At 69.8% G+C, this 19,004-nt stretch carries 18 protein-coding genes; 11 read left to right on the forward strand and 7 right to left on the reverse strand.

The window, feature by feature from the left end; translation table 11 throughout:
* Nucleotides 1-74 precede the first annotated feature (74 nt).
* Nucleotides 75-1,553 (reverse strand): MFS transporter, encoded by a 1,479-nt coding sequence (locus AC07PU_RS23605; RefSeq protein ID WP_495320974.1) that lies wholly within the window; start codon nt 1,551-1,553, stop codon nt 75-77.
* 59 nt (nt 1,554-1,612) lie between these two features.
* A complete protein-coding gene (locus tag AC07PU_RS23610; RefSeq protein WP_495320976.1) occupies nt 1,613-1,999 on the reverse strand; it encodes a nuclear transport factor 2 family protein in 387 nt (128 codons plus the stop codon).
* A gap of 115 nt (nt 2,000-2,114) precedes the next feature.
* On the opposite strand from AC07PU_RS23610, the gene AC07PU_RS23615 reads away from it, so the two are divergent.
* Nucleotides 2,115-3,041 carry an AraC family transcriptional regulator gene (locus AC07PU_RS23615; protein ID WP_296787141.1) on the forward strand — a complete coding sequence of 309 codons (927 nt, stop codon included), beginning with the start codon at nt 2,115-2,117 and terminating at the stop codon, nt 3,039-3,041.
* Nucleotides 3,042-3,050: 9 nt separating this feature from the next.
* Here the strand turns inward: AC07PU_RS23615 and AC07PU_RS23620 are convergent, their stop codons facing one another.
* On the reverse strand, nt 3,051-4,097 hold the full coding sequence (locus AC07PU_RS23620; RefSeq protein WP_495320978.1) for an extracellular catalytic domain type 1 short-chain-length polyhydroxyalkanoate depolymerase: 1,047 nt from the start codon (nt 4,095-4,097) through the stop codon (nt 3,051-3,053).
* A gap of 59 nt (nt 4,098-4,156) precedes the next feature.
* Nucleotides 4,157-5,086, reverse strand: coding sequence for a polyphosphate kinase 2 (gene ppk2, locus AC07PU_RS23625; protein ID WP_093340740.1), 930 nt, complete (start codon nt 5,084-5,086; stop codon nt 4,157-4,159).
* A 158-nt stretch (nt 5,087-5,244) separates the two neighbouring features.
* On the opposite strand from ppk2, the gene AC07PU_RS23630 reads away from it, so the two are divergent.
* The 8 genes from AC07PU_RS23630 to AC07PU_RS23665 all read left to right on the forward strand — a co-directional run bounded on the left by AC07PU_RS23630 (nt 5,245) and on the right by AC07PU_RS23665 (nt 13,301).
* On the forward strand, nt 5,245-6,885 hold the full coding sequence (locus AC07PU_RS23630; RefSeq protein ID WP_093340742.1) for an inorganic phosphate transporter: 1,641 nt from the start codon (nt 5,245-5,247) through the stop codon (nt 6,883-6,885).
* A gap of 13 nt (nt 6,886-6,898) precedes the next feature.
* The gene (locus tag AC07PU_RS23635; RefSeq protein WP_490877314.1) at nt 6,899-7,969 is read left to right on the forward strand and encodes a transporter; all 1,071 of its coding nucleotides are present in this window, start codon (nt 6,899-6,901) and stop codon (nt 7,967-7,969) included.
* 95 nt (nt 7,970-8,064) lie between these two features.
* Nucleotides 8,065-8,922 (forward strand): 3',5'-nucleoside bisphosphate phosphatase, encoded by an 858-nt coding sequence (locus AC07PU_RS23640; RefSeq protein ID WP_093340746.1) that lies wholly within the window; start codon nt 8,065-8,067, stop codon nt 8,920-8,922.
* A complete protein-coding gene (locus AC07PU_RS23645) occupies nt 8,889-9,896 on the forward strand; it encodes a DMT family transporter (protein ID WP_093340748.1) in 1,008 nt (335 codons plus the stop codon). The genes AC07PU_RS23640 and AC07PU_RS23645 overlap by 34 nt, the downstream gene beginning before the upstream one ends.
* A 15-nt stretch (nt 9,897-9,911) precedes the next feature.
* Nucleotides 9,912-10,547, forward strand: coding sequence for an L-threonylcarbamoyladenylate synthase (locus AC07PU_RS23650; RefSeq protein WP_296787153.1), 636 nt, complete (start codon nt 9,912-9,914; stop codon nt 10,545-10,547).
* A 44-nt stretch (nt 10,548-10,591) separates the two neighbouring features.
* Nucleotides 10,592-11,263, forward strand: a complete 672-nt coding sequence (locus AC07PU_RS23655) for a site-2 protease family protein (protein ID WP_093340752.1) — start codon at nt 10,592-10,594, stop codon at nt 11,261-11,263.
* 26 nt (nt 11,264-11,289) lie between these two features.
* Nucleotides 11,290-12,627, forward strand: a complete 1,338-nt coding sequence (locus AC07PU_RS23660; protein WP_495320983.1) for a tryptophan--tRNA ligase — start codon at nt 11,290-11,292, stop codon at nt 12,625-12,627.
* A gap of 74 nt (nt 12,628-12,701) precedes the next feature.
* A complete protein-coding gene (locus AC07PU_RS23665) occupies nt 12,702-13,301 on the forward strand; it encodes a response regulator transcription factor (RefSeq protein ID WP_057594424.1) in 600 nt (199 codons plus the stop codon).
* Between the two features lie 86 nt (nt 13,302-13,387).
* Here AC07PU_RS23665 and AC07PU_RS23670 read toward each other — a convergent pair whose 3' ends face one another.
* Complete coding sequence (locus AC07PU_RS23670) at nt 13,388-14,533, reverse strand: PKD domain-containing protein (RefSeq protein WP_495320985.1); 1,146 nt, start codon at nt 14,531-14,533, stop codon at nt 13,388-13,390.
* A 191-nt stretch (nt 14,534-14,724) separates the two neighbouring features.
* The gene (shkS, locus tag AC07PU_RS23675; RefSeq protein WP_057594426.1) at nt 14,725-16,143 is read right to left on the reverse strand and encodes a surface-behavior sensor histidine kinase ShkS; all 1,419 of its coding nucleotides are present in this window, start codon (nt 16,141-16,143) and stop codon (nt 14,725-14,727) included.
* Between the two features lie 198 nt (nt 16,144-16,341).
* On the opposite strand from shkS, the gene AC07PU_RS23680 reads away from it, so the two are divergent.
* Nucleotides 16,342-16,734, forward strand: a complete 393-nt coding sequence (locus tag AC07PU_RS23680) for a VOC family protein (protein WP_495320988.1) — start codon at nt 16,342-16,344, stop codon at nt 16,732-16,734.
* Here AC07PU_RS23680 and AC07PU_RS23685 read toward each other — a convergent pair whose 3' ends face one another.
* Complete coding sequence (locus tag AC07PU_RS23685) at nt 16,735-18,138, reverse strand: aminotransferase-like domain-containing protein (protein ID WP_495321131.1); 1,404 nt, start codon at nt 18,136-18,138, stop codon at nt 16,735-16,737. It lies immediately after the preceding gene.
* 381 nt (nt 18,139-18,519) lie between these two features.
* On the opposite strand from AC07PU_RS23685, the gene AC07PU_RS23690 reads away from it, so the two are divergent.
* Nucleotides 18,520-19,002: an MSMEG_0572/Sll0783 family nitrogen starvation response protein gene (locus AC07PU_RS23690; protein ID WP_057594427.1), complete on the forward strand. Its 483-nt coding sequence runs from the start codon at nt 18,520-18,522 to the stop codon at nt 19,000-19,002.
* Nucleotides 19,003-19,004: the final 2 nt, after the last annotated feature.

Below are 19,004 nucleotides of genomic sequence, written 5' to 3' on the forward strand. Positions count from 1 at the left end.
GTCAGTGTGACATGCGCCCCTTGCCCGCCATTTACCCAATTTGGGCAGGCTCGTGCCCAGATTGGGCAGGTTCGTCAGCGGCTCGCCGAAGGCCGGCGGACGCCCCGCCGATGCAACACCGCCACCAGCAACGCCGACCCCATCAGATAGACCAGCGCCACCCCGAGCCCCGCCGCATAGGCCGCCGCATCGCCCCGCTCGCCGAGCCGCCCGTAGAACAGGATCCCGATCAGCGCCACGCCCAGCGCATTGCCCGCCTGCTGCACCATCGACAGCACGCCCGAGGCCACGCCCGCATGCTGCGGCGGCAGGCCGGCGAGCACGCTCGAGACCAGGGGCGCCATCACCAGGCCCAGACCCGCGCCCTGCACCAGCAGCAACGGCACCATCCACGCGAGCAGGTGGGCATGGCCCGCGAAGGCCGCGACGTTGAGGTACTGCAGCGCATGGCCGACCGCGAGCAGCAGCGCGCCGAGCGCGATCGGCGGCTTGCCGCCGAAGCGGCGCGCGATGCGGGCACCGCCCATCGAGGTGGCGAAGAAGCCGAGCGCCAGCGCGGTGAAGACCAGACCCGAGCGCAGCGCGCCGAGCGCGAGGCCCTGCTGCAGGTACAGCGCGAGCACGAAGTACAGCGAGGCATTGCCGACATAGAAGGCCAGCGTGGTCAGCAGGCCGTTGACGAAGCGCGCATCGGCCATCAGCACCGGCGCCACCAGCGGCGCACCGCCGCGCGCGGCGAGCCGGCGCTGCTGGAAGGCGAACAGCAGCGCGAGCGGCAGCGCGGCCGCGAGGCACAGCCAGCTCCACAGCGGCCAGCCCTGCTGCCGGCCCTCGACCAGCGGCAGCACCACCGCCACCGACGCCGCGGCCACCAGCAGCATGCCGGCGGGATCGAGCCGGCTCTGGTGGCCCCCATTGGCCAGCGGCGGAATGACGCGCGGCGCCAGCAGCAGCGCGAGCAGGCCGATCGGCAGGTTGATGAGGAAGCAGCTGCGCCAGCCGAGGCCCCAGAGGTCGGCCTGGATCAGCAGCCCGCCCACGAGCTGGCCCAGCGTGGCGCCAAGGCCCAGCGTGAGGCCATAGGCGGCGAAGGCGCGGGCACGGTCCTCGCCGGTGTGGACCAGCCCGATCATCGCCAGCACCTGCGGCTGCAGCAGCGCACCGGCCAGGCCTTGCAGCACGCGGGCCGCCACCAGCAGCTCGGCATTGGGCGCCAGGCCGCAGGCCGCCGAGGCCAGCGTGAACAGCAGCAGGCCCGCCATGAACATGCGGCGGCGCCCGAAGAGGTCGCCGAGCCGGCCGCCGGTGATCAGGCCCGCGGCGGTGGCGAGACCGTAGCCCGCCACCACCAGTTGCAAGGTGGCGGTGCTCGCGAGCAGTTCGCGCTGCATCGAGGGCAGCGCGACATTGACGATGAAGAAGTCCAGCACCACCAGGAAGGTGCCGCTGAGCATGACCCACAGGGCTAGCCGGCCGGGCCTGGCCGCGTCCGCGCTCTGGCCGGCCGTGGAGGAAGGCGATGCCGCCGGAACGGCGATGTTGGACTGCGTCATGGTGGGCTCGAGTCTTGGAGGGAGGGCGCGCTGCGGCAATGACCCCGGAGGTCAAGCGATCAGACGCCGGGGGTCGGCAGGATGAACTGGTAGTCGACGGCGATGCGGCCGTCCTCGGCCAGCCGCAGGAACTCGAGCCCGAGCGCCGCCACGGGACCGCCCGCGGCGGGGACCATCTGCCAATGGAACATCACGGTGTCGTGCAGCCCTTGCGCATCGCCGGTGGCGATGAAGCGGAAGCCGCCATCGCGCACGTTCTTCTCGTGCGAGCCGGTGACGCGCCGCGCCAGCGCCTCGTAACCCTTGGCCTGCAGCGTGCGCACGTAGTGCTCGCCCTGGGGCACCCACAGTGCGGCAATGGCGTCGCGGCGGGCGTCGGCGTCGGTCAGGTTCCAGAGGGCGACGTAGCGGTCGGCCAGTTCGGCGAAGCGGGTCTTGACATGCATGGTGTGTGCTCCTGTACGGTGAGAGTGAAGCGGCAGTTTCCGCCGCACTCGATGGACAGTGAATGCCTGCAAAGCCGACAATCTTGTCCATTCGTCCACCGCCACCGGAGCCTTCATGGACCCTCTCGACGACGTTTTCGCGGCCATGCGCGTGCGCAGCGCCCTGTATGCCCGGCTCGAGGCCGGTGCGCCCTGGGGCGTGAGCCTGGCCGGCGGCGAGAGCGCGCGTTTCGGCCTCGTGGTGCGCGGCGGTTGCCTGCTCGAGGTCGAGGGGGCGGACCACCCCGTCGCGCTCGCCGCGGGCGATTGCTACGTGCTGGCCCACGGCACGCCCTATGTGCTGCGCGACCATCCGACCACGCCCACGGTGAGCTGCGCCTCGGTCGTGCGCGACCGCATCGGCGGCGTCGTCGAGCTGGGCGGCACGGGCACCGCGGCCTCGGTGATCTGCGGCTGGTTCCACTTCGACCAGCGCGCCGCGCGCCCGCTGCTCGACCTGCTGCCGGTGCTGCTGCACGTGAAGATGGAGCAGGCGCGGGCCCTCGCGCTGCAGGGCACGCTGCAGCTGCTGGCCATGGAGACCGGCGAGCCCGGCCTGGGCTCCGGCCTGCTCGTGAGCCGGCTGGCCGACATCGTGTTCGTGCAGGCGGTGCGCGCGCACGTCGCGGCCGCGGGCGATGCGCAGACCGGCTGGCTGGCCGCGCTGGCCGATGCGCGCATCGGTCCCGCGCTGCGCGCGATGCACAAGGACATGGCACGCGCCTGGACGGTGGAATCGCTGGCCTCGGCCGCGAGCCTGTCGCGCTCGGCTTTCGCGCAGCGCTTCCGCGAGCGCGTGGGGCAGGCACCGCTGGAATACCTCACGCAGTGGCGCATGTTCAAGGCCGGCAACATGCTGGGCCAGGGCAACGCCGCGCTGGGCACCATCGCCGGCGCGGTGGGCTACGAATCGGAAGCCGCCTTCAGCAAGGCCTTCAAGCGCGAGAAGGGCATGGCGCCCGGTGCATGGCGCGCCGCGGCGCGCGAGAACGCCACGGCGTGAAAGAGCGCCTCAGGCCTGCCTGGCCGCGTGCCTGAACTGCGTCATGGCAAAGGCCCAGGCCATCCGCGTGGCATCGGGCCCGGCCGCATCGCTGAACATCAGCTTCGACGCGCCACCGCTCCACGCATGCCCCAGCCCCGCGATCTCGCACAGCGAGACCACCGTGCGGCCCTTGCGCTTGAAGTCGGTCACACGCATCGGGCGGCGCTTGCCGCGCTGCACGTCGCGCGCCACGCCGGGCCGCGCGCCCATGGCCGTGGCCCACACGGCGGCGCTGTTGACGGCATTGCTGGGCACGACCACGGCATCGGCATCGCCGTGCAGCACGAGCATCGGCGGCAGGGTCGCGAGGACGGCCGCGGCGCCCATCGCCTTGCCGACGGCGGTGACGGGCATCGGCGGCACGTTCTGGCCGCGCATCGCGCCGAGCGCGGTGGCCGACGACTTCGCCGCACCGGGCGCCACGCCCGAATGCATGACCACGGCGCGAAAGCGCTGCGGATAGCGCGTGGCCAGCAGCGCCGCCATGCTGGCGCCGGCCGAGAGGCCGGCCAGCGCGACGCGCTCGCGGTCCGCCGGGTAGAGCATGCAGGCCTGGTCGACCGCGGCCATCAGCGTCGCGGCCTCGGCATCGGCCTTGCCGGAGCGGCGCTCATACCAGTTCCAGCAGCCCTGGGGATGCGCGAGCCGGTCCTGCTCGGGGTAGAGCACCAGGAAGCGCTGGCGCGCCGCCAGGGCGTTCATGCGCGTGCTGGCCGCGAAGTCGCGCCCGGTCTGGCCGCAGCCGTGCAGCATGACCATAAGCGGCAGCTTCTCGCCAGGCTGCAGATGCAGGTCGGCGGGACGGAACAGGTGATAGCGCCGCGCGCCACCGGGACCGATCGCCATGCCGCTGAGCCAGTCGCCCTTGCCGGGCGGCGGCTTGAGCCGCTTGGCCGTCGCGCGCTGCACCTGGCCCGCCACGCGCTGGCTGTTGCGCAGCGCGAGCTTCGTGAGCGCCTTCAGGTTGCGCTCGTAGGCGCGGGCGAAGACGGAAGCGGTGGAGCGGCGGGCCATGGCGCAGTGTGACGCATGGCGCCGCGACGGGACAGCGATCGCCCGCTGCCCCTGGAAGGTCAGTAGACCTCGGGGACGATCATGCTCGCGGGGACGGGCTGGCGCAGGTAGTCCGCGTGGCGCACGCGGGCCGGCAGCTCCACCGGCGCATGGGGCACCATCTCGTAGGGCAGCTGGCCCAGCAGGTGGCTGATGCAGTTCAGGCGCGCCTTCTTCTTGTCGACCGCCTGCACCACCCACCACGGCGCCTCGGGGATGTGGGTGCGTTCCAGCATCGTTTCCTTGGCCTTGGTGTATTCCTCCCAGCGGCGACGGCTCTCGAGGTCCATCGGGCTGAGCTTCCACTGCTTGAGCGGATCGTGGATGCGGCCGAGGAAGCGCATGTGCTGCTCGTCGTCGGTGATGGAGAACCAGTACTTGATGAGCTTGATGCCCGAGCGCACGAGCATCTTCTCGAACTCGGGCACGGTGCGGAAGAACTCCTCGTACTCGTCGTCCGAGCAGAAGCCCATCACGCGCTCGACGCCGGCGCGGTTGTACCAGCTGCGGTCGAACAGCACCATCTCACCGGCCGCCGGCAGGTGGGCCGCGTAGCGCTGGAAGTACCACTGGGTGCGTTCGCGGTCGTTCGGCGCCGGCAGCGCGGCCACGCGGGCCACGCGCGGATTCAGCCGCTGGGTGATGCGCTTGATGACACCGCCCTTGCCGGCCGCGTCCCGGCCCTCGAACAGGATCACGACCTTCTGCTTGCTGTGCTGGACCCAGTCCTGCAGCTTCACCAGTTCGCCCTGCAGGCGGAACAGTTCCTTGAAATAGGCCTGGCGGGCCGCCTTGTCGGAAGCGCTGTTGGTGCTGGCCGGCTCGCCGTCGAGGCCGTCGATGTTGCGGTCCTCGATCTCCAGCTCGAGCTCCTCGTCGTAGCTGTCGATGAGGTCTCGGGCGATGCGCTGCATCAGTTCTTCGTGGTCGGGAAGGGCGCTCGTCGGCATGGTGAAAGGGCAAGAGTGGCGGGATCGGGGAAAACCATGCTGCATGGACCAGATGACGCCGGCGTGACGGTTTTGCAGCCGATTCCCGTAGGCCGACACGCCGTTGTCACACGGCGCGAACACCATTTCTCCCCACTACAACACTCCAGAACGCTCCCATGAACACGCTCGCCGCCCCGAATACGGACATGCCGGCCGCGCCGGCAGGGTCCGCAGCCCACCGCCCGAAGCTCGACGCCCGGCCCGGTCCGGTCGCCCTGATCACCTTCGTCGGCCTGCTCGCCGTCGGCCTGCTCTACACGGCCTGGAGCCTGGTGAGCGACGTCTCCGACTCCGGCGCACCCATGACCACCTGGGTGCCCTACATCCTGCTGGGCGTGGCGCTGCTGATCGCGCTGGGCTTCGAATTCGTCAACGGCTTCCACGACACCGCCAACGCGGTGGCGACCGTGATCTACACCCACTCGCTGCCGCCGAACTTCGCGGTCGTGTGGTCGGGCTTCTTCAATTTCCTCGGCGTGCTGGTCTCCAGCGGCGCGGTGGCCTTCGGCATCATCGCGCTGCTGCCGGTGGAGCTGATCCTGCAGGTGGGCTCGGGCGCGGGCTTCGCGATGGTGTTCGCGCTGCTGATCGCCGCCATCATCTGGAACCTCGGCACCTGGTGGCTGGGGCTGCCAGCCTCCTCCTCGCACACGCTGATCGGCTCGATCATCGGCGTGGGCGTGGCCAACGCGCTGATGCACGGGCGCGACGGCACCAGCGGCGTGGACTGGGCGCAGGCCACCAAGGTCGGCTATTCGCTCTTGCTGTCGCCGCTGGTGGGCTTCGGCTGCGCCGCGCTGCTGCTGCTGGCGCTGCGCGCCTTCGTCAAGAACCGCGCCCTCTATGAAGAACCCAAGGGCAGCGAGCCGCCGCCGTGGTGGATCCGCGGCCTGCTGATCCTGACCTGCACCGGCGTCTCGTTCGCGCACGGTTCCAACGACGGCCAGAAGGGCATGGGCCTGATCATGCTGATCCTGGTGGGCACGGTGCCGATGGCCTATGCGCTCAACCGCGCCATGCCGGCCGACCAGACGGTGAAGTTCGTGGCCGTGGCCGAGGTGGCGCAGGGCGCGATGCAGCGCAGCCTGCCGACCTCGCTGCCCGCGCTGCAGCCGGCGGCCGCGCGCGATTCGCTCGCGACCTACGTGCGCACCCGCGAGTTCAACGACACGGTGGTGCCCGCGCTGGCCTCGGTCACCGGCAGCATCGCGCAGCAGGTCAAGCAGCACGGCTCGCTGGCCCGCCTGCCGGCCGACGCGGTGGCCAACGTGCGCAACGACATGTACCTGACCTCCGAGGCGATCCGCCACCTGGACAAGAGCGGTGCCGCGCGCTTCGACGCCGACACCAAGGCCCGCGTCGGCGCGCTGCGCCAGGAACTGGACGACGCCACCCGCTTCATCCCGCTGTGGGTGAAGGTGGCGGTGGCGATCGCGCTCGGCCTGGGCACCATGATCGGCTGGAAGCGCATCGTGGTGACCGTGGGCGAGAAGATCGGCAAGACCCACCTGAGCTATGCCCAGGGCGCCTCGGCCGAGGTGGTGGCGATGGTGACCATCGGCGCGGCCGACATGTACGGCCTGCCGGTCTCGACCACGCACGTGCTGTCCTCGGGCGTGGCGGGCACCATGACCGCGAGCGGCTCGGGGCTGCAGATGTCCACGCTGCGCAACCTCGCGCTGGCCTGGGTGCTGACCCTGCCGGCGGCGATGCTGCTGTCGGGCGGGCTGTACTGGTTCTTCACGCACCTGTTCTGAAGCATCGCGCACCTTGCCGGCACTCCATGACCTGGCCGCCAATTCGTATGGCGGCGACGAAGCCGGGCTGATCTGCGGCTACCTGTTCGACCCCGGTGCGTCGGGCCCCGACGCCTCGCGCGAGATCGATTCGAACCAGGCCGCCGCCTGGCTCGACGCCCTGCCGCCCGACGAGGAGCTGGCCGCCGCGCCTGCCGAAGGCGCCTACGCGGGCCCCTATGCGTGGCTGCACTTCAACCTGAGCCATGCCCAGGCCGAGCGCTGGCTGCAGCGCCATGCGCGGCTGTCGGACACCTTCTACGAGACGCTGCACGACGGCCTGCCCTCCACGCGCATCGAGCGCGCCGACGATGCGCTGATCGCGGTCATCAACGACGTGCATTTCGATTTCAGCTTCGAGCCCTCGGACATCTCGACGCTGTGGATCGCGGTCGGCGCGCGGCTGGTCGTGACCGCGCGCAGCAAGCCGCTGCGCTCGGTCGACGCGCTGCGCACCGCGGTCAAGGCCGGCGACGCGCCGCGCTCGAGCACCGAGCTGCTCGAGCACCTGCTGCGCGCGCAGGCCGACGTGCTGGTGAAGATCGTGCGCGGCGTGACCGGCCGCGTCGACCGCATCGAGGACGAACTGCTGGCCGGCCGGCTCGACAACAAGCGCGCCCGCCTGGGCCTGATGCGCCGGCTGCTGGTGCGGCTGCAGCGGCTGCTGGCGCCCGAGCCGGCGGCGCTGTTCCGGCTGCTGCAGCGCCCGCCGGGCTGGATGGCCGAGGACGACACGCAGGAGCTGCGCGGCGCGACCGAGGAGTTCTCGGTGGTGCTGCGCGACATGCAGGCGCTGCAGGAGCGCATCAAGCTGCTGCAGGAAGAGATCGCCGCCAACGTCAACGAGGACAACAACCGCAGCCTGTTCGTGCTGACGGTGGTCACGGTGCTGGCGCTGCCGATCAACATCCTGGCCGGCCTGTTCGGCATGAACGTCGGCGGCATCCCGCTGGCCGAGCACAAGCACGGCTTCTGGATCGTCGTCGCGATCGTCGCCACCTTCACCGCGGTGGCCGCCTGGGCCGCTTTCAGGAAGAAGCGCTGAGCCGCTCCACCGCTGCGGTTAATGCTATTTATCTAGTAGCAAATACGAGCACCCATGCGACCGTGTCGACAGGCCGGAGCGCCTAGAATCGACCGGTGTCCTCCATTCTCAATGCCGACCTGCACTGCCACTCCGTGGTGTCCGACGGCACACTGACGCCCGAAGAACTCGCCGTGCGCGCCGCCAGCAATGGCGTCGACCTGTGGGCGCTGACCGACCACGACGAGATCGGCGGCCAGCACCGCGCCGCCGCCGCCGCGCGCGAGAACGGCATGCGCTACCTCACCGGCACCGAGATCTCAGTCACCTTCGCGGGCGAGACCGTGCACATCGTCGGCCTGGGCTTCGACCCCGACGACGCCGCCATGACCCAGGGCCTGTACGACACCCGCGGCGGCCGCGGCAAGCGCGCGCAGGAAATGTCCGAGGGGCTGGCCAAGGTCGGCATCCAGGGCGCCTACGAAGGCGCGCTGCGGTTCGTCGGCAATCCCGAGCTGATCTCGCGCACCCACTTCGCGCGCTTCCTGGTCGAGCAGGGCCACTGCCGCGACACGCCCGAGGTGTTCCGCAAGTACCTCACCGAGGGCAAGCCCGGCTACGTGCCGCACCGCTGGGCCACGCTGAAGGACGCGGTGCACTGGATCACCTCGGCCAAGGGCCTGGCCGTGATCGCGCACCCGGGCCGCTACAAGTTCAGCGCCAACGAGGAGTACGCGCTGTTCCTCGAGTTCAAGGCGCATGGCGGCCAGGCGATCGAGGTCGTCACCGGCAGCCACACCCCGGCCGAGTACGTCGAGTACGCCGACAAGGCGCTCGAGTTCGGTTTCGCCGCCTCGCGCGGCAGCGATTTCCACAGCCCCGACGAGAGCCACTGCGACCTCGGCAAGCTGCCGCCGCTGCACGCTTCGCTCACGCCGGTATGGGAACTGCTCGCTCACCGAATACAAGCGTGAGCCAGCTGTCCGGGACCGCGACCGAGAGCGCCGCCACCCAGGCGCTGGCCCAGGCCCGCGCCGCGGCCCAGGCCGCCTCCAGCCGCGAATCCGAACGCATCCTGGCCGGCATCGGCCTCGTGGTGCTGGCCGTGGCCTGCTTCGCCACGCTCGACACCGCCACCAAGATCTCGACCGCGAGCGTGCCGATCCTGATGGGCGTGTGGTTCCGCTATGCCTTCCAGGCCGTGGCCACCACCGCCGTGCTGCTGCCGCTGCGCGGCACCGCGCTGCTGCGCACCGCCCATCCGCGCTACCAGGCGTTGCGCGGGGCGCTGCTGCTGGGCTCGAGCCTGTTCGCCTTCATGAGCCTGCGCTACATGCCGCTGGCCGAGTTCACCTCGATCGTGCTGATCGCGCCGCTGGTGATCACGCTGCTGGCGGCCACCACGCTCAAGGAGCATGTCTCGCCGCTGCGCTGGACGCTGGTGGCGGGCGGCTTCGCGGGCACGCTGGTCATCCTGCGGCCCGGCGGCGGTGCCTTCAGCTGGGCCATCCTGCTGCCGATCGGCCTGGTGATGACCAACGCCTGGTTCCAGGTGCTCACGAGCAAGCTCGCGCAGACCGAGAACCCGCTGACCATGCACTTCTACACCGGCTGGGTCGGCACCCTGCTGGCCTCGCTGGCCGTGCCCTTCGCCTGGACCGCGCTGCCCTCGTGGCACTGGTGGGCGCTGCTGTGCCTCATGGGCCTGATGGGCACGGTGGGACACTTCATGCTGATCCTCGCCTACCAGCGCGCGCCGGCCTCCACCCTCACGCCCTACCTCTATGCGCAGATCGCGTTCGCGATGCTCGGTGGCTGGCTGATGTTCTCCCACGTGCCCGATGTCGTGTCGCTGGTCGGCATGGCGATGATCGCGGTCTGCGGCGCGGCCGGTGCCTGGCTCACCGTGCGCGAGCGCCGCGTGCCGATCGAACCGGCGGAATCCTGATCAGGAGCGTTTTTCATGGCCCAGTACTTCGAAGTCCACCCCGAGAACCCCCAGCAGCGGCTGCTCAAGCAGGCCGCGGCGCTGCTGCAGCGCGGCGAGATCGTGGCGGTGCCCACCGACTCCAGCTACGCGCTGGCCTGCCACCTCGACGACAAGGATGCGGTCGATCAGTTGCGCCGCATCCGCCAGGTCGACGACAAGCACCACCTGACCTTGATCTGCCGCGACCTCAGCGAGCTCGCGAACTACGCGCGCGTCGACAACAAGCAGTACCGCCTGCTGAAGGCCGCCACGCCCGGCCCCTATACCTTCCTGCTCGAGGCCACCAAGGAGGTGCCGCGGCGCGTGAGCCATCCGCAGCGCAAGACCATCGGCCTGCGCGTGCCCGACCACAAGGTGCTGCTCGAGCTGCTGGCGCTGCATGGCGCGCCGCTTTTGGCCACCACGCTGATCGCGCCCGGCGAGACCGAGGCGCTCAACGACGCCGAGGTCATCCGCGAGCGCTTCGAGAAGCAGATCGCGGGCGTGATCGACGCCGGCGCCTGCCCCTCCCAGCCGACCACCGTGGTCGACCTCACGCCCATGGGCAGCGGCGACGATCCGGTGGTGGTGCGGCAGGGGCGCGGGGCGCTCTCGGTGCTGGGCCTGTGATGCGACCCTCGTTCTTCTCTTGTTCCGTCTGACACAATCTCGCAGTGGATATCTCCAATCTGATACAGACGGTCCTGATCTATGCGCTGCCCGTGATCTTCGCGATCACAGTGCACGAAGCCGCTCACGGCTACGTGGCGCGCTACCTCGGCGACAACACGGCGGCGGTCATGGGCCGCGTCACGCTCAATCCGATGAAGCACATCGACCCCATCGGGACCATCCTGATGCCGCTGATGCTCTACTTCGCGACCTCGGGCGCCTTCCTGTTCGGCTATGCCAAGCCGGTGCCGGTCAATTTCGGCCGGCTGCGCCATCCCAAGCGCGACATGGTCTGGGTGGCCCTGGCCGGTCCGGCCTCGAACTTCATCCAGGCGATCCTCTGGGCCGTGGTCTGGGCGGTGCTCATCGGCGTGGGCGTTCAGGAGCCCTTCTTCGTCAAGATGGCGCAGGGCGGCGTGCTGGTCAACCTCGTGATGTGGGCCTTCAACCTCTTCCCGCTGCCACCGCTCGACGGCGGCCGCGTGCTGGCCGGGCTGCTGCCCAACGGGCCGGCGCAGAATTTCCTCGCTCGCATCGAGCCCTACGGTTTCTTCATCGTGATGGGCCTGGTGCTCGCAGGCATCGTCAGCAAGTTCTGGCTGATGCCGCTGATGAGCGTGGGCTACGAGGTGCTCGATCTGCTGATCGGGCCGCTGCAGGCCCTGTTGCGTTGATGTTGCGTTAGTTTCCAGTTCCGACCATGGCTTCGTCCTCCCCTTCCCCGCTGCGCGTCCTCACCGGCATCACGCCCTCCGGCACGCCCCATCTCGGCAACTACGTCGGCTCGATCCGCCATTCGGTGCGCCAGAGCGTCGCACCCGGCGTCGAGAGCTACTTCTTCCTGGCCGACTACCACGCCCTCATCAAGGTGCAGGAGCCCGCGAAGATCCAGCGCTCCACGCTGGAGATCGCCGCCAGCTGGCTGGCCTGCGGGCTCGACCCCGAGCGCGTCACCTTCTACCGCCAGTCCGACATCGGCGAGATCCCCGAACTCACCTGGTTCCTGACCTGCGTCACGGGCAAGGGCATCCTCAACCGCGCCCATGCCTACAAGGCCCAGGTCGACAAGAACACGGCCAAGGGCGAGGACGTCGATGCCGACGTCACGGCAGGCCTGTTCATGTACCCGGTGCTGATGGGCGCGGACATCCTGATGTTCAACGCCCACAAGGTGCCCGTGGGCCGCGACCAGGTGCAGCACATCGAGATGGCGCGCGACATGGCGCAGCGCTTCAACCACCTCTACGGCGATCACTTCACGCTGCCGGACGCCGAGATCGACGAGGCCGTCGCCACCCTGCCCGGCCTCGACGGCCGCAAGATGAGCAAGAGCTACAACAACACGATCCCGTTGTTCACGCCGCGCGCCCAGCTGCAGAAGCAGATCGCCAGCATCGTGACCGACTCGCGCGCGCCCGGCGAGCCCAAGGAGACCGAGGGCTCGGCGCTGTTCCAGATCTACCAGGCCTTCGCGAGCGCCGACGAGACGGAAGCGCTGCGCAAGTCCTACGCCGAGGGCATCGCCTGGGGCGACGCCAAGCAGGTGCTGTTCGAACGCATCGACCGCGAGGTGGCGCCGCTGCGCGAGCGCTACGAGGCGCTGATGGCCGACCCGGCGCAGATCGAGCGCACGCTGCTCGTCGGTGCCGACAAGGCGCGCGCGCTGTCGCGCCCGTTCATGACGCGGCTGCGTCACGCGGTCGGCCTGCGCAACCTGGCCGACACCGGCGACAGCGCCAAGGCGCGCAAGGGCGGCAAGGGGGCCGGCAAGACCGGCTTCAAGCAGTACCGCGAACGCGACGGGATGTTCTATTTCAAGCTGCTCGATGCGAGCGGCGAAACCCTGCTGCAGAGCCGAGCATTCGCCTCGCCGCAGGAGGCCGGCCGTACCATCGCGGCGCTGCAGGAGCAGCGCGGCGCGGCCTTGACGACTTATGCGGATCGGCTCGAGCCGATCGCCACGGATGAAGGATTGCGCGCCGCGAGCGAGGCGCTGGAGGCACTGTCGGAGGCCACCGCCACCACCAAGGGCGGATGATCCGGCAACCGCCATCGGCCCATCCGCCGGTGGACGTGAAGAGAGAAGACGGTGCGATCACAAAGGAAGAAAACATGAGCATATATGTCATCGACGACCACCCCCTGATGCGCGACGCGATCGTGATGGTCCTGCGGCGCCTTCGTCCGGCCGAGAACATCGTCGAGCTCGAACGGCTCGACAAGCTCGCGAGTTCCGTCGCGCAGCGCGGAGCGCCCACGCTCTTCTGTCTCGACCTGAAGCTGCCCGACACCAACGGCGTTTCGGGCGTGATCGCGGTCAAGCAGGTCTATCCCAACGTGCCGATCGCCGTCTATTCGGCGGCGCCCTCGGCCGACATGGAAGACGCCTGCATCGAAGCCGGTGCCGACACCTACATCGAGAAGTCGGCCAGCTCGGCCGAGCTGGCGGCGGCCCTGCGCGGCCTGCTGATGGCCGGTTCGGAAGAAACCGACGAGCCGCCGCTGGCCAGCAACAGCAAGCTCTCAAAGCGCCAGACCCAGCTGATCGCCATGCTCGACAAGGGCATGAGCAACCGCGACATCGCCACCGACCTCGAGATCAGCGAGCACACGGTGAAGGTGCACCTGTGGCGCCTGTTCCGCCGCCTCGGCGTGAAGAGCCGCACGCAGGCGCTGCATTACGCGCGCACGAACGGGTTGCTGTCGGGCTGAGGCCGGGCCGCAGCGTCGTGAAGGGGCCGCGCCGTGTGCGCGGCTTTTTCTTTTGAGGGCGCCGCAAGGGCGGCACCCCCAGCTACTCAGGGGGTCTTGCGCGAATAGGCGACCTGCTGGGTCACCTCGAGCGATTGAACCACCTGCGTCGCGCCGGGCGCCTGCACCTGGTAGGCACTCGCGGCGAGATCGAACTCCACGTCGTCCGAGAAATCCGCAGTGAACCGCTTCGAATAGATGTCGAAGTTCGCGACGAGCGTGCCACGGTCATAGGCCGCCATGCGGACCCGCACCGTCATCTCCACCGCGGCTTCCCAGCCCGGCGGCGCATTCTGCGCAAGGACCGCACCGGCGATCCTGTAGCGGCCCTTCCCGAACGCACCCCGGATCCCCTCGAGCGTGAATCCCAGCGACTCGCCGACGCTCTTTCCGAGCGGCGTTCGTGCAATCCTGACGACGTCTGGCGATATGTCGTAGCTCATGCCGACCGGCATGGCCGGCGTGTCTGCCGGATAGGCCCCCAAGCTGGGCGTCCCGATGGAGGTGTGAACGAAGGAAGGCAGCCTGTCGGGCGCGATGCCGGAAATGGTGCCAAGCCCCCTCGCCGCGCCCTGCTCCATGCCGGGAAGCAGCACGGAGCAGTATCTGATGGCATCGCCCCCGGCGGGCCAGAAGTCCTGCGCACGCCCTTCCTGGCGACGGAATTCGCAGAACGCGTACTGGCCCCGCCGATCGGAGTCGGGCGTCGGTGTGGTCTCGATCAACGCGAACTTGTAGATCGGACCGGTCGTGGCCGGAACGGCCGGTGTGACGGTGATGTACGCCGGCTCGCTGTCCTTCACGCCATCGTTCACCACCAGCCGCACGACATAGTCGCCTTGCTCGTCGAGCAGCAGCGACGGCTTCGCGCCATTCGCATCGGCCAGCACCGCCTGGCTGCCCAGCGGCTTGGACTGCAGCATCCAGGCATAGCTCAGCGACCGCCCCGCCGAAGCCTTGCTGCCGCTGCCATCGAGCGTGGCGACCAGCCCCAGCGTGCCCGCCGAAGCCTTCGCAGCCGCGGCGACCGGCGGCGCGTTGTCGGTGGGCGTGGGGGTTTCGGGTTCCGAGGGGCCGGACGGACCGGAAGGCCCGCCCGTCGCGGGCGGAGCAACCGGCGGCAGGAAAGCGAAGCCGGCGGAACCACCGCCGCCACCGCCACCGCCACCGCATGCGCACAGCATCGCGACCATGGCCGCTCCCACGGCGTATCTGAACTTGTGGATCATCTCTGCGGGCCCTCCCGTGCCCTGTCTTGAAAGAACGGAGCCGGCCTGCTGGATGCGGCTCTGCGGTTCCGTTTCGAGATGGCGGGGAAGATAACAGCAGCGGGCACCTCGGCCCTGCGCCAAATCCCTAGGTCGGCCCGACGACGCGGAGGCTCTCAGCCCACCGCCGCGCTCACGCGCGCCTGTGCCACCGCCTCGTCCGCATCGTGCAGCGCCACGCGGAACACGCTGCCGCTGCCCAGGCGCGAGCGCACGCTGACCGGGTGGCCCAGCACGTGCGACAGGCGCGCGACGATCGCCAGGCCGAGGCCGAAGCCGTCGGAGGTGCCGGCATGGTCGGCCACCTTGTAGAACTCGAGGAACACGTCGCGCAGGTGCTCGGGCGCGATGCCGATGCCGGTGTCCCAGACCTCCACGCGCATGCCCTCGCGGGTGCGGCGCGAGGCCAGCAGCACGCCGCCCTCGGGCGTGTACTTGATCGCATTGGCCAGCAGGTTGCCGATCATGCGGCGCACCCGGATCGGGTCGGTGAGGAAGCTGCCCTCGGTCACGTGGACGCGGAAGTCGAGGCCCTTGCTCTCGGCCACGGGGCGGTACTGCAGCTCGAGGTCCTGCAGCAGCTCGGCGATGTCCACGCGCTCGATGTGCAGCCGCACCTGGCCCGAGTCGATGCGCGCGAGGTCGAACATGGAATCGAACAGCGCATTGACCGCATGGGTGGCGCGCACGATCTTCGGCGCCAGCTCGAGCACCAGCTCGGGCTCGTTGCGCAGCCAGTCGGCGTACAGCGACAGCGCCAGCACCGGCTGGCGCATGTCGTGCGCGGCGCTCGCGAGAAAGCGGTTCTTCATCGCCACGGCCGCCACCGCCGCCTGCCGCTGCTGGGTCAGCGACTTGATCAGGATGTGGTTGTGGAACAGCAGCTCCAGGCTGTTGCGCGCGGTTTCGTGGATGTGGTGGCCGGCGCGCAGCAGCAGGTACCAGTGCAGCGTGGGCAGGATCGGCAGCAGGAAGCCGTACTGGAACTGCGGATGCTCGAGGTTGATGACCACCAGCCGCACCAGCACCGAGCCGAGCACGGTGGCGAACAGCGTGTTGACGAAGCGCTTGAGCAGCGGCGGATGCAGCGCCAGCCCGTTGAGCGGCGAGGTCGCGACGCCCGCGATCACCAGCCAGCTGATGAACTGGTTGACCTGCGGCACGCGCTCGAAGAACAGCAGCACCGACAGCCCCCAGACGAAGGCGCTGGCGGTCCAGACGAAGGCATAGCGGTCGGCGTACTGCTGCTGCGCCAGCGCGCTGCGCCCGACGTAGCGCACCGCGTACACGCGCGCGGCCCAGGCCCGGCAGGCCATCGAGATCAGGCCGGCGGTGAGCCAGGTCAGGACCTCCCAGCGCGGCAGCGCCGACCAGTTGAGCGCCGCCATGCCGACCATCAAGGTGCCCGACACGAGGTAGGAACCGCGCGCCGAGCGCATCAGGCTGCGGATCAGCTCGCCGCGCACCCAGGCCTCGGCCTCGTCGGCGGAGGCCGGCACGGGCGTGAGGCTGGTGATCGAGGCGGCGGTCGCCATCAGGCGGCGCCTTTTCTTCGGTAGCGGGCCAAAACCATGGATGAAGGTGCGGGTGGAGCCGGCGGCCGGAACGGCGTTCCGGCCAGTCCGGCGATCTTACCGGTCTGTAGGCCGGTGTTTCACGCCGTAACAACCAGCCAGGATAGCGCGGCCCTTGAGGCACGATAGGCGTCCCCCTCGCTTCCCGGGCCTGCCGCCATGCTTTCCCACGTATTCCTCGGCGTGAGCGACTTCGAGCGCGCCTTCGGCTTCCATGCCGCCCTCATGGCCGAGCTCGGCCATGTGCTGCGCTTTCGCGACGACAGCCGCCCCTGGGCCGGCTGGCAGCGCCCCGACGCGCCGCGCCCGCTGTTCCTGATCGGCGCGCCCTTCGACGGCCAGGAGCCGGCGGTGGGCAACGGCCAGATGGTCGCGCTGCTGGCGGCCGACCGCGCCACGGTCGACCGCGTCCATGCCGTGGCGCTGGCCCACGGCGGGCGCTGCGAGGGCCCGCCCGGGCTGCGCCCGCACTACCACGCCAACTACTACGGCGCCTACTTCCGCGATCCCGACGGCAACAAGCTCTGCGTCTGCTGCCATGACCCGGTGTAACTAGAAGGCCCGCTCCTGCACCGTCGCATGCGGGTGCAGCGGATGCGTCAGCGTGTCCGCGATCAGCCGCAGCGCGTCGTCGCACTCCTCGCGCGACATCGGGCCGCCGAGGCAGATGCGCACCGCGTCGGGCGGATCGCCGTCGGTCGAGAAGGCCGCGCTCGCGACCACGCCCACGTTGCGCGTGCGCAGGAAGGAGGCGAACTCGACCGGGCTCCAGCCCGGCGTGAGCGGCAGCCAGGCATGGAAGCCCTCGGGATGGGCCTGCAGCCCGTGGCCGCCGAGATGGCGCGTGGCCAGCAGCTGGCGCGCGGCCGATTCGGCGCGCACCGCCTGCAGCATGGCGTCGGCCGTGCCGTCCTCGACCCACATCGTGGTCAGCGCATTGGTGACCGGCGAGGCCATCACCGTGGTGGCGCGCAGGGCACCCGCGAGCCGCAGCGACTGGCGCGCGGTCGGCGCGCAGACATAGGCGCTGCGCAGCCCCGCGCCGAAGCACTTGGAGAAGCCGGTGACGTAGTAGGTCAGCGCGGGCGCCAGCGTGGCGAGCGTGGGCGGCATCTGGCGCGGCAGCATGCCGTAGGCGTCGTCCTCGATGATCGGCACCGCGTAGCGCAGCGCCACGTCGGCCAGCGCCTCGCGCCGCGCGCGGCTCACGGTGCCGGTGGTGGGATTGAGCAGGGTCGGGTTGCAGTACAGCGCCTTGGGCTTCAGGGTCTTGCAGGCGTGCTCGAAGGCATCGGCGATCGGGCCGTCGTCGTCGAGCTGCAGCGCATGCAGCTGCACGCCGAGCTGGGCCGCGATGGCCTTGATGCCCGGATAGGTCAGCGACTCCACGCACACCAGTTCGCCGGGCCGCGCGAGCTGCGAGATCAGCGCGGTCAGCACGCCGTGGATGCCGGGGCACACGAGGATGCGGTCGACGCCGGCCTCGGGCACGTGCGGGCGCAGCCACTGCATCGCGGCCTCGCGGTCGTGCACGGTGCCGCCGAAGTCCTGGTAGCGCAGCAGGTCGTAGAGGTCCGCCTGCGCGAAGGCCTGCGCGGCGCCCTCGTGCATGCGCGCCACCAGGTGCTCGTCGCGCGGCTCGGGCGGCATGTTCATCGTCATCTCGGCGCCGCTGCCGCCGCGCAGCCGCAGGCTCGGGCTGCCGGTGCGGATGAAGGTGCCGGTGCCCGCGCGCGAATCGATCAGCCCGCGCTTGCGCGCCTCGGCATAGCCGCGCGCCACGGTCGTGTAGTTGAGCTGCAGGTCCGCGGCCAGCTCGCGCAGCGTGGGCAGCCGGTCGCGCGCGCCGAGCCGTCCGGTGCGGATGTCGTCGGCGATCAGGTCGGCCAGCAGCAGGTAGGCCGGCTTGGCGCTGGCGCGCAGCTGCTTGCGCCAGTGCAGCGTGATGGGGGCGATCGGGGCGGTGTCGGTAGCGGCCACTTGATTGCATCCATTGATTGCATCGGGGGACCGATCAACCCGCAGGAAACGTGCCCGTCCCCTGGGGGTTCCCAGGGCCGGCGATGCCTCGAACGGGTGCGATCAACCCCATTGATCGGGTGCATTGATCGCACGCCAAACGCTTCGCCACGGTGCGGCCCGGCCCGCCGCGAACGCCGCGCGACGCGTCCGCGGCACCCGCGCGGAAATTTTTTCGCGCCCGCATGCGGCACCGCTGCGCCTTGATCGCAACTTGATTGCATCGCGGGCCCCGCGCCTTGGCACATGGCATGCGAAGAAGAAGGCGCGCAGACGCTGCTGCGTTCCTCTCCTTCATCCCTTTCACCGGAGTACCCCATGCCCACCGTGACCCGTCCCCGCAACGAAAAAGGCGAGTTCCTCGTCGACTACGAAGAGAAGGTGTTCGAAGACGTGAAGGCCGAGCCCGGCGAGAAGGCGCTCGTGACCTTCCACACCGTGGCCTTCGAAGGCTCGATCGGCTTCGTCAACCTGCTGCAGGCCACGCGCCTCAAGCGCAAGGGCTTCGAGACCTCGATCCTGCTCTACGGCCCCGGCGTCACGCTGGGCGTGCAGCGCGGCTTCCCGACCCTGGGCGACGAGGCCTTCCCGGGCCACCAGAACTTCAACAAGCAGATCGCCACCTTCATCGCCGAGGGCGGCAAGGTCTACGCCTGCCGCTTCGCGCTGCAGGCGCTCTACGGCCACGGCGAGGGCGCGCTGATCGAGGGCATCAAGCCGATCAACCCGCTCGACGTGCTCGACCTGATCCTGCTGCACCGCAAGCAGAACGCCTTCATCCTAGACACCTGGACGCTGTAAGC

The organism is Variovorax sp. GW821-FHT10D07, from assembly GCF_059415325.1.

What these genes read in the sequence shown, in the direction of transcription:
- AC07PU_RS23605 (WP_495320974.1), bottom strand. Translation starts at nt 1,553, where the DNA reads ATGACGCAGTCCAACATCGCCGTTCCGGCGGCATCGCCTTCCTCCACG.
- AC07PU_RS23610 (WP_495320976.1), bottom strand. Translation starts at nt 1,999, where the DNA reads ATGCATGTCAAGACCCGCTTCGCCGAACTGGCCGACCGCTACGTCGCC.
- AC07PU_RS23615 (WP_296787141.1), top strand. Translation starts at nt 2,115, where the DNA reads ATGGACCCTCTCGACGACGTTTTCGCGGCCATGCGCGTGCGCAGCGCC.
- AC07PU_RS23620 (WP_495320978.1), bottom strand. Translation starts at nt 4,097, where the DNA reads ATGGCCCGCCGCTCCACCGCTTCCGTCTTCGCCCGCGCCTACGAGCGC.
- ppk2 (WP_093340740.1), bottom strand. Translation starts at nt 5,086, where the DNA reads ATGCCGACGAGCGCCCTTCCCGACCACGAAGAACTGATGCAGCGCATC.
- AC07PU_RS23630 (WP_093340742.1), top strand. Translation starts at nt 5,245, where the DNA reads ATGAACACGCTCGCCGCCCCGAATACGGACATGCCGGCCGCGCCGGCA.
- AC07PU_RS23645 (WP_093340748.1), top strand. Translation starts at nt 8,889, where the DNA reads ATGGGAACTGCTCGCTCACCGAATACAAGCGTGAGCCAGCTGTCCGGG.
- AC07PU_RS23650 (WP_296787153.1), top strand. Translation starts at nt 9,912, where the DNA reads ATGGCCCAGTACTTCGAAGTCCACCCCGAGAACCCCCAGCAGCGGCTG.
- AC07PU_RS23660 (WP_495320983.1), top strand. Translation starts at nt 11,290, where the DNA reads ATGGCTTCGTCCTCCCCTTCCCCGCTGCGCGTCCTCACCGGCATCACG.
- AC07PU_RS23665 (WP_057594424.1), top strand. Translation starts at nt 12,702, where the DNA reads ATGAGCATATATGTCATCGACGACCACCCCCTGATGCGCGACGCGATC.
- AC07PU_RS23670 (WP_495320985.1), bottom strand. Translation starts at nt 14,533, where the DNA reads ATGGTCGCGATGCTGTGCGCATGCGGTGGCGGTGGCGGTGGCGGCGGT.
- shkS (WP_057594426.1), bottom strand. Translation starts at nt 16,143, where the DNA reads ATGGCGACCGCCGCCTCGATCACCAGCCTCACGCCCGTGCCGGCCTCC.
- AC07PU_RS23680 (WP_495320988.1), top strand. Translation starts at nt 16,342, where the DNA reads ATGCTTTCCCACGTATTCCTCGGCGTGAGCGACTTCGAGCGCGCCTTC.
- AC07PU_RS23690 (WP_057594427.1), top strand. Translation starts at nt 18,520, where the DNA reads ATGCCCACCGTGACCCGTCCCCGCAACGAAAAAGGCGAGTTCCTCGTC.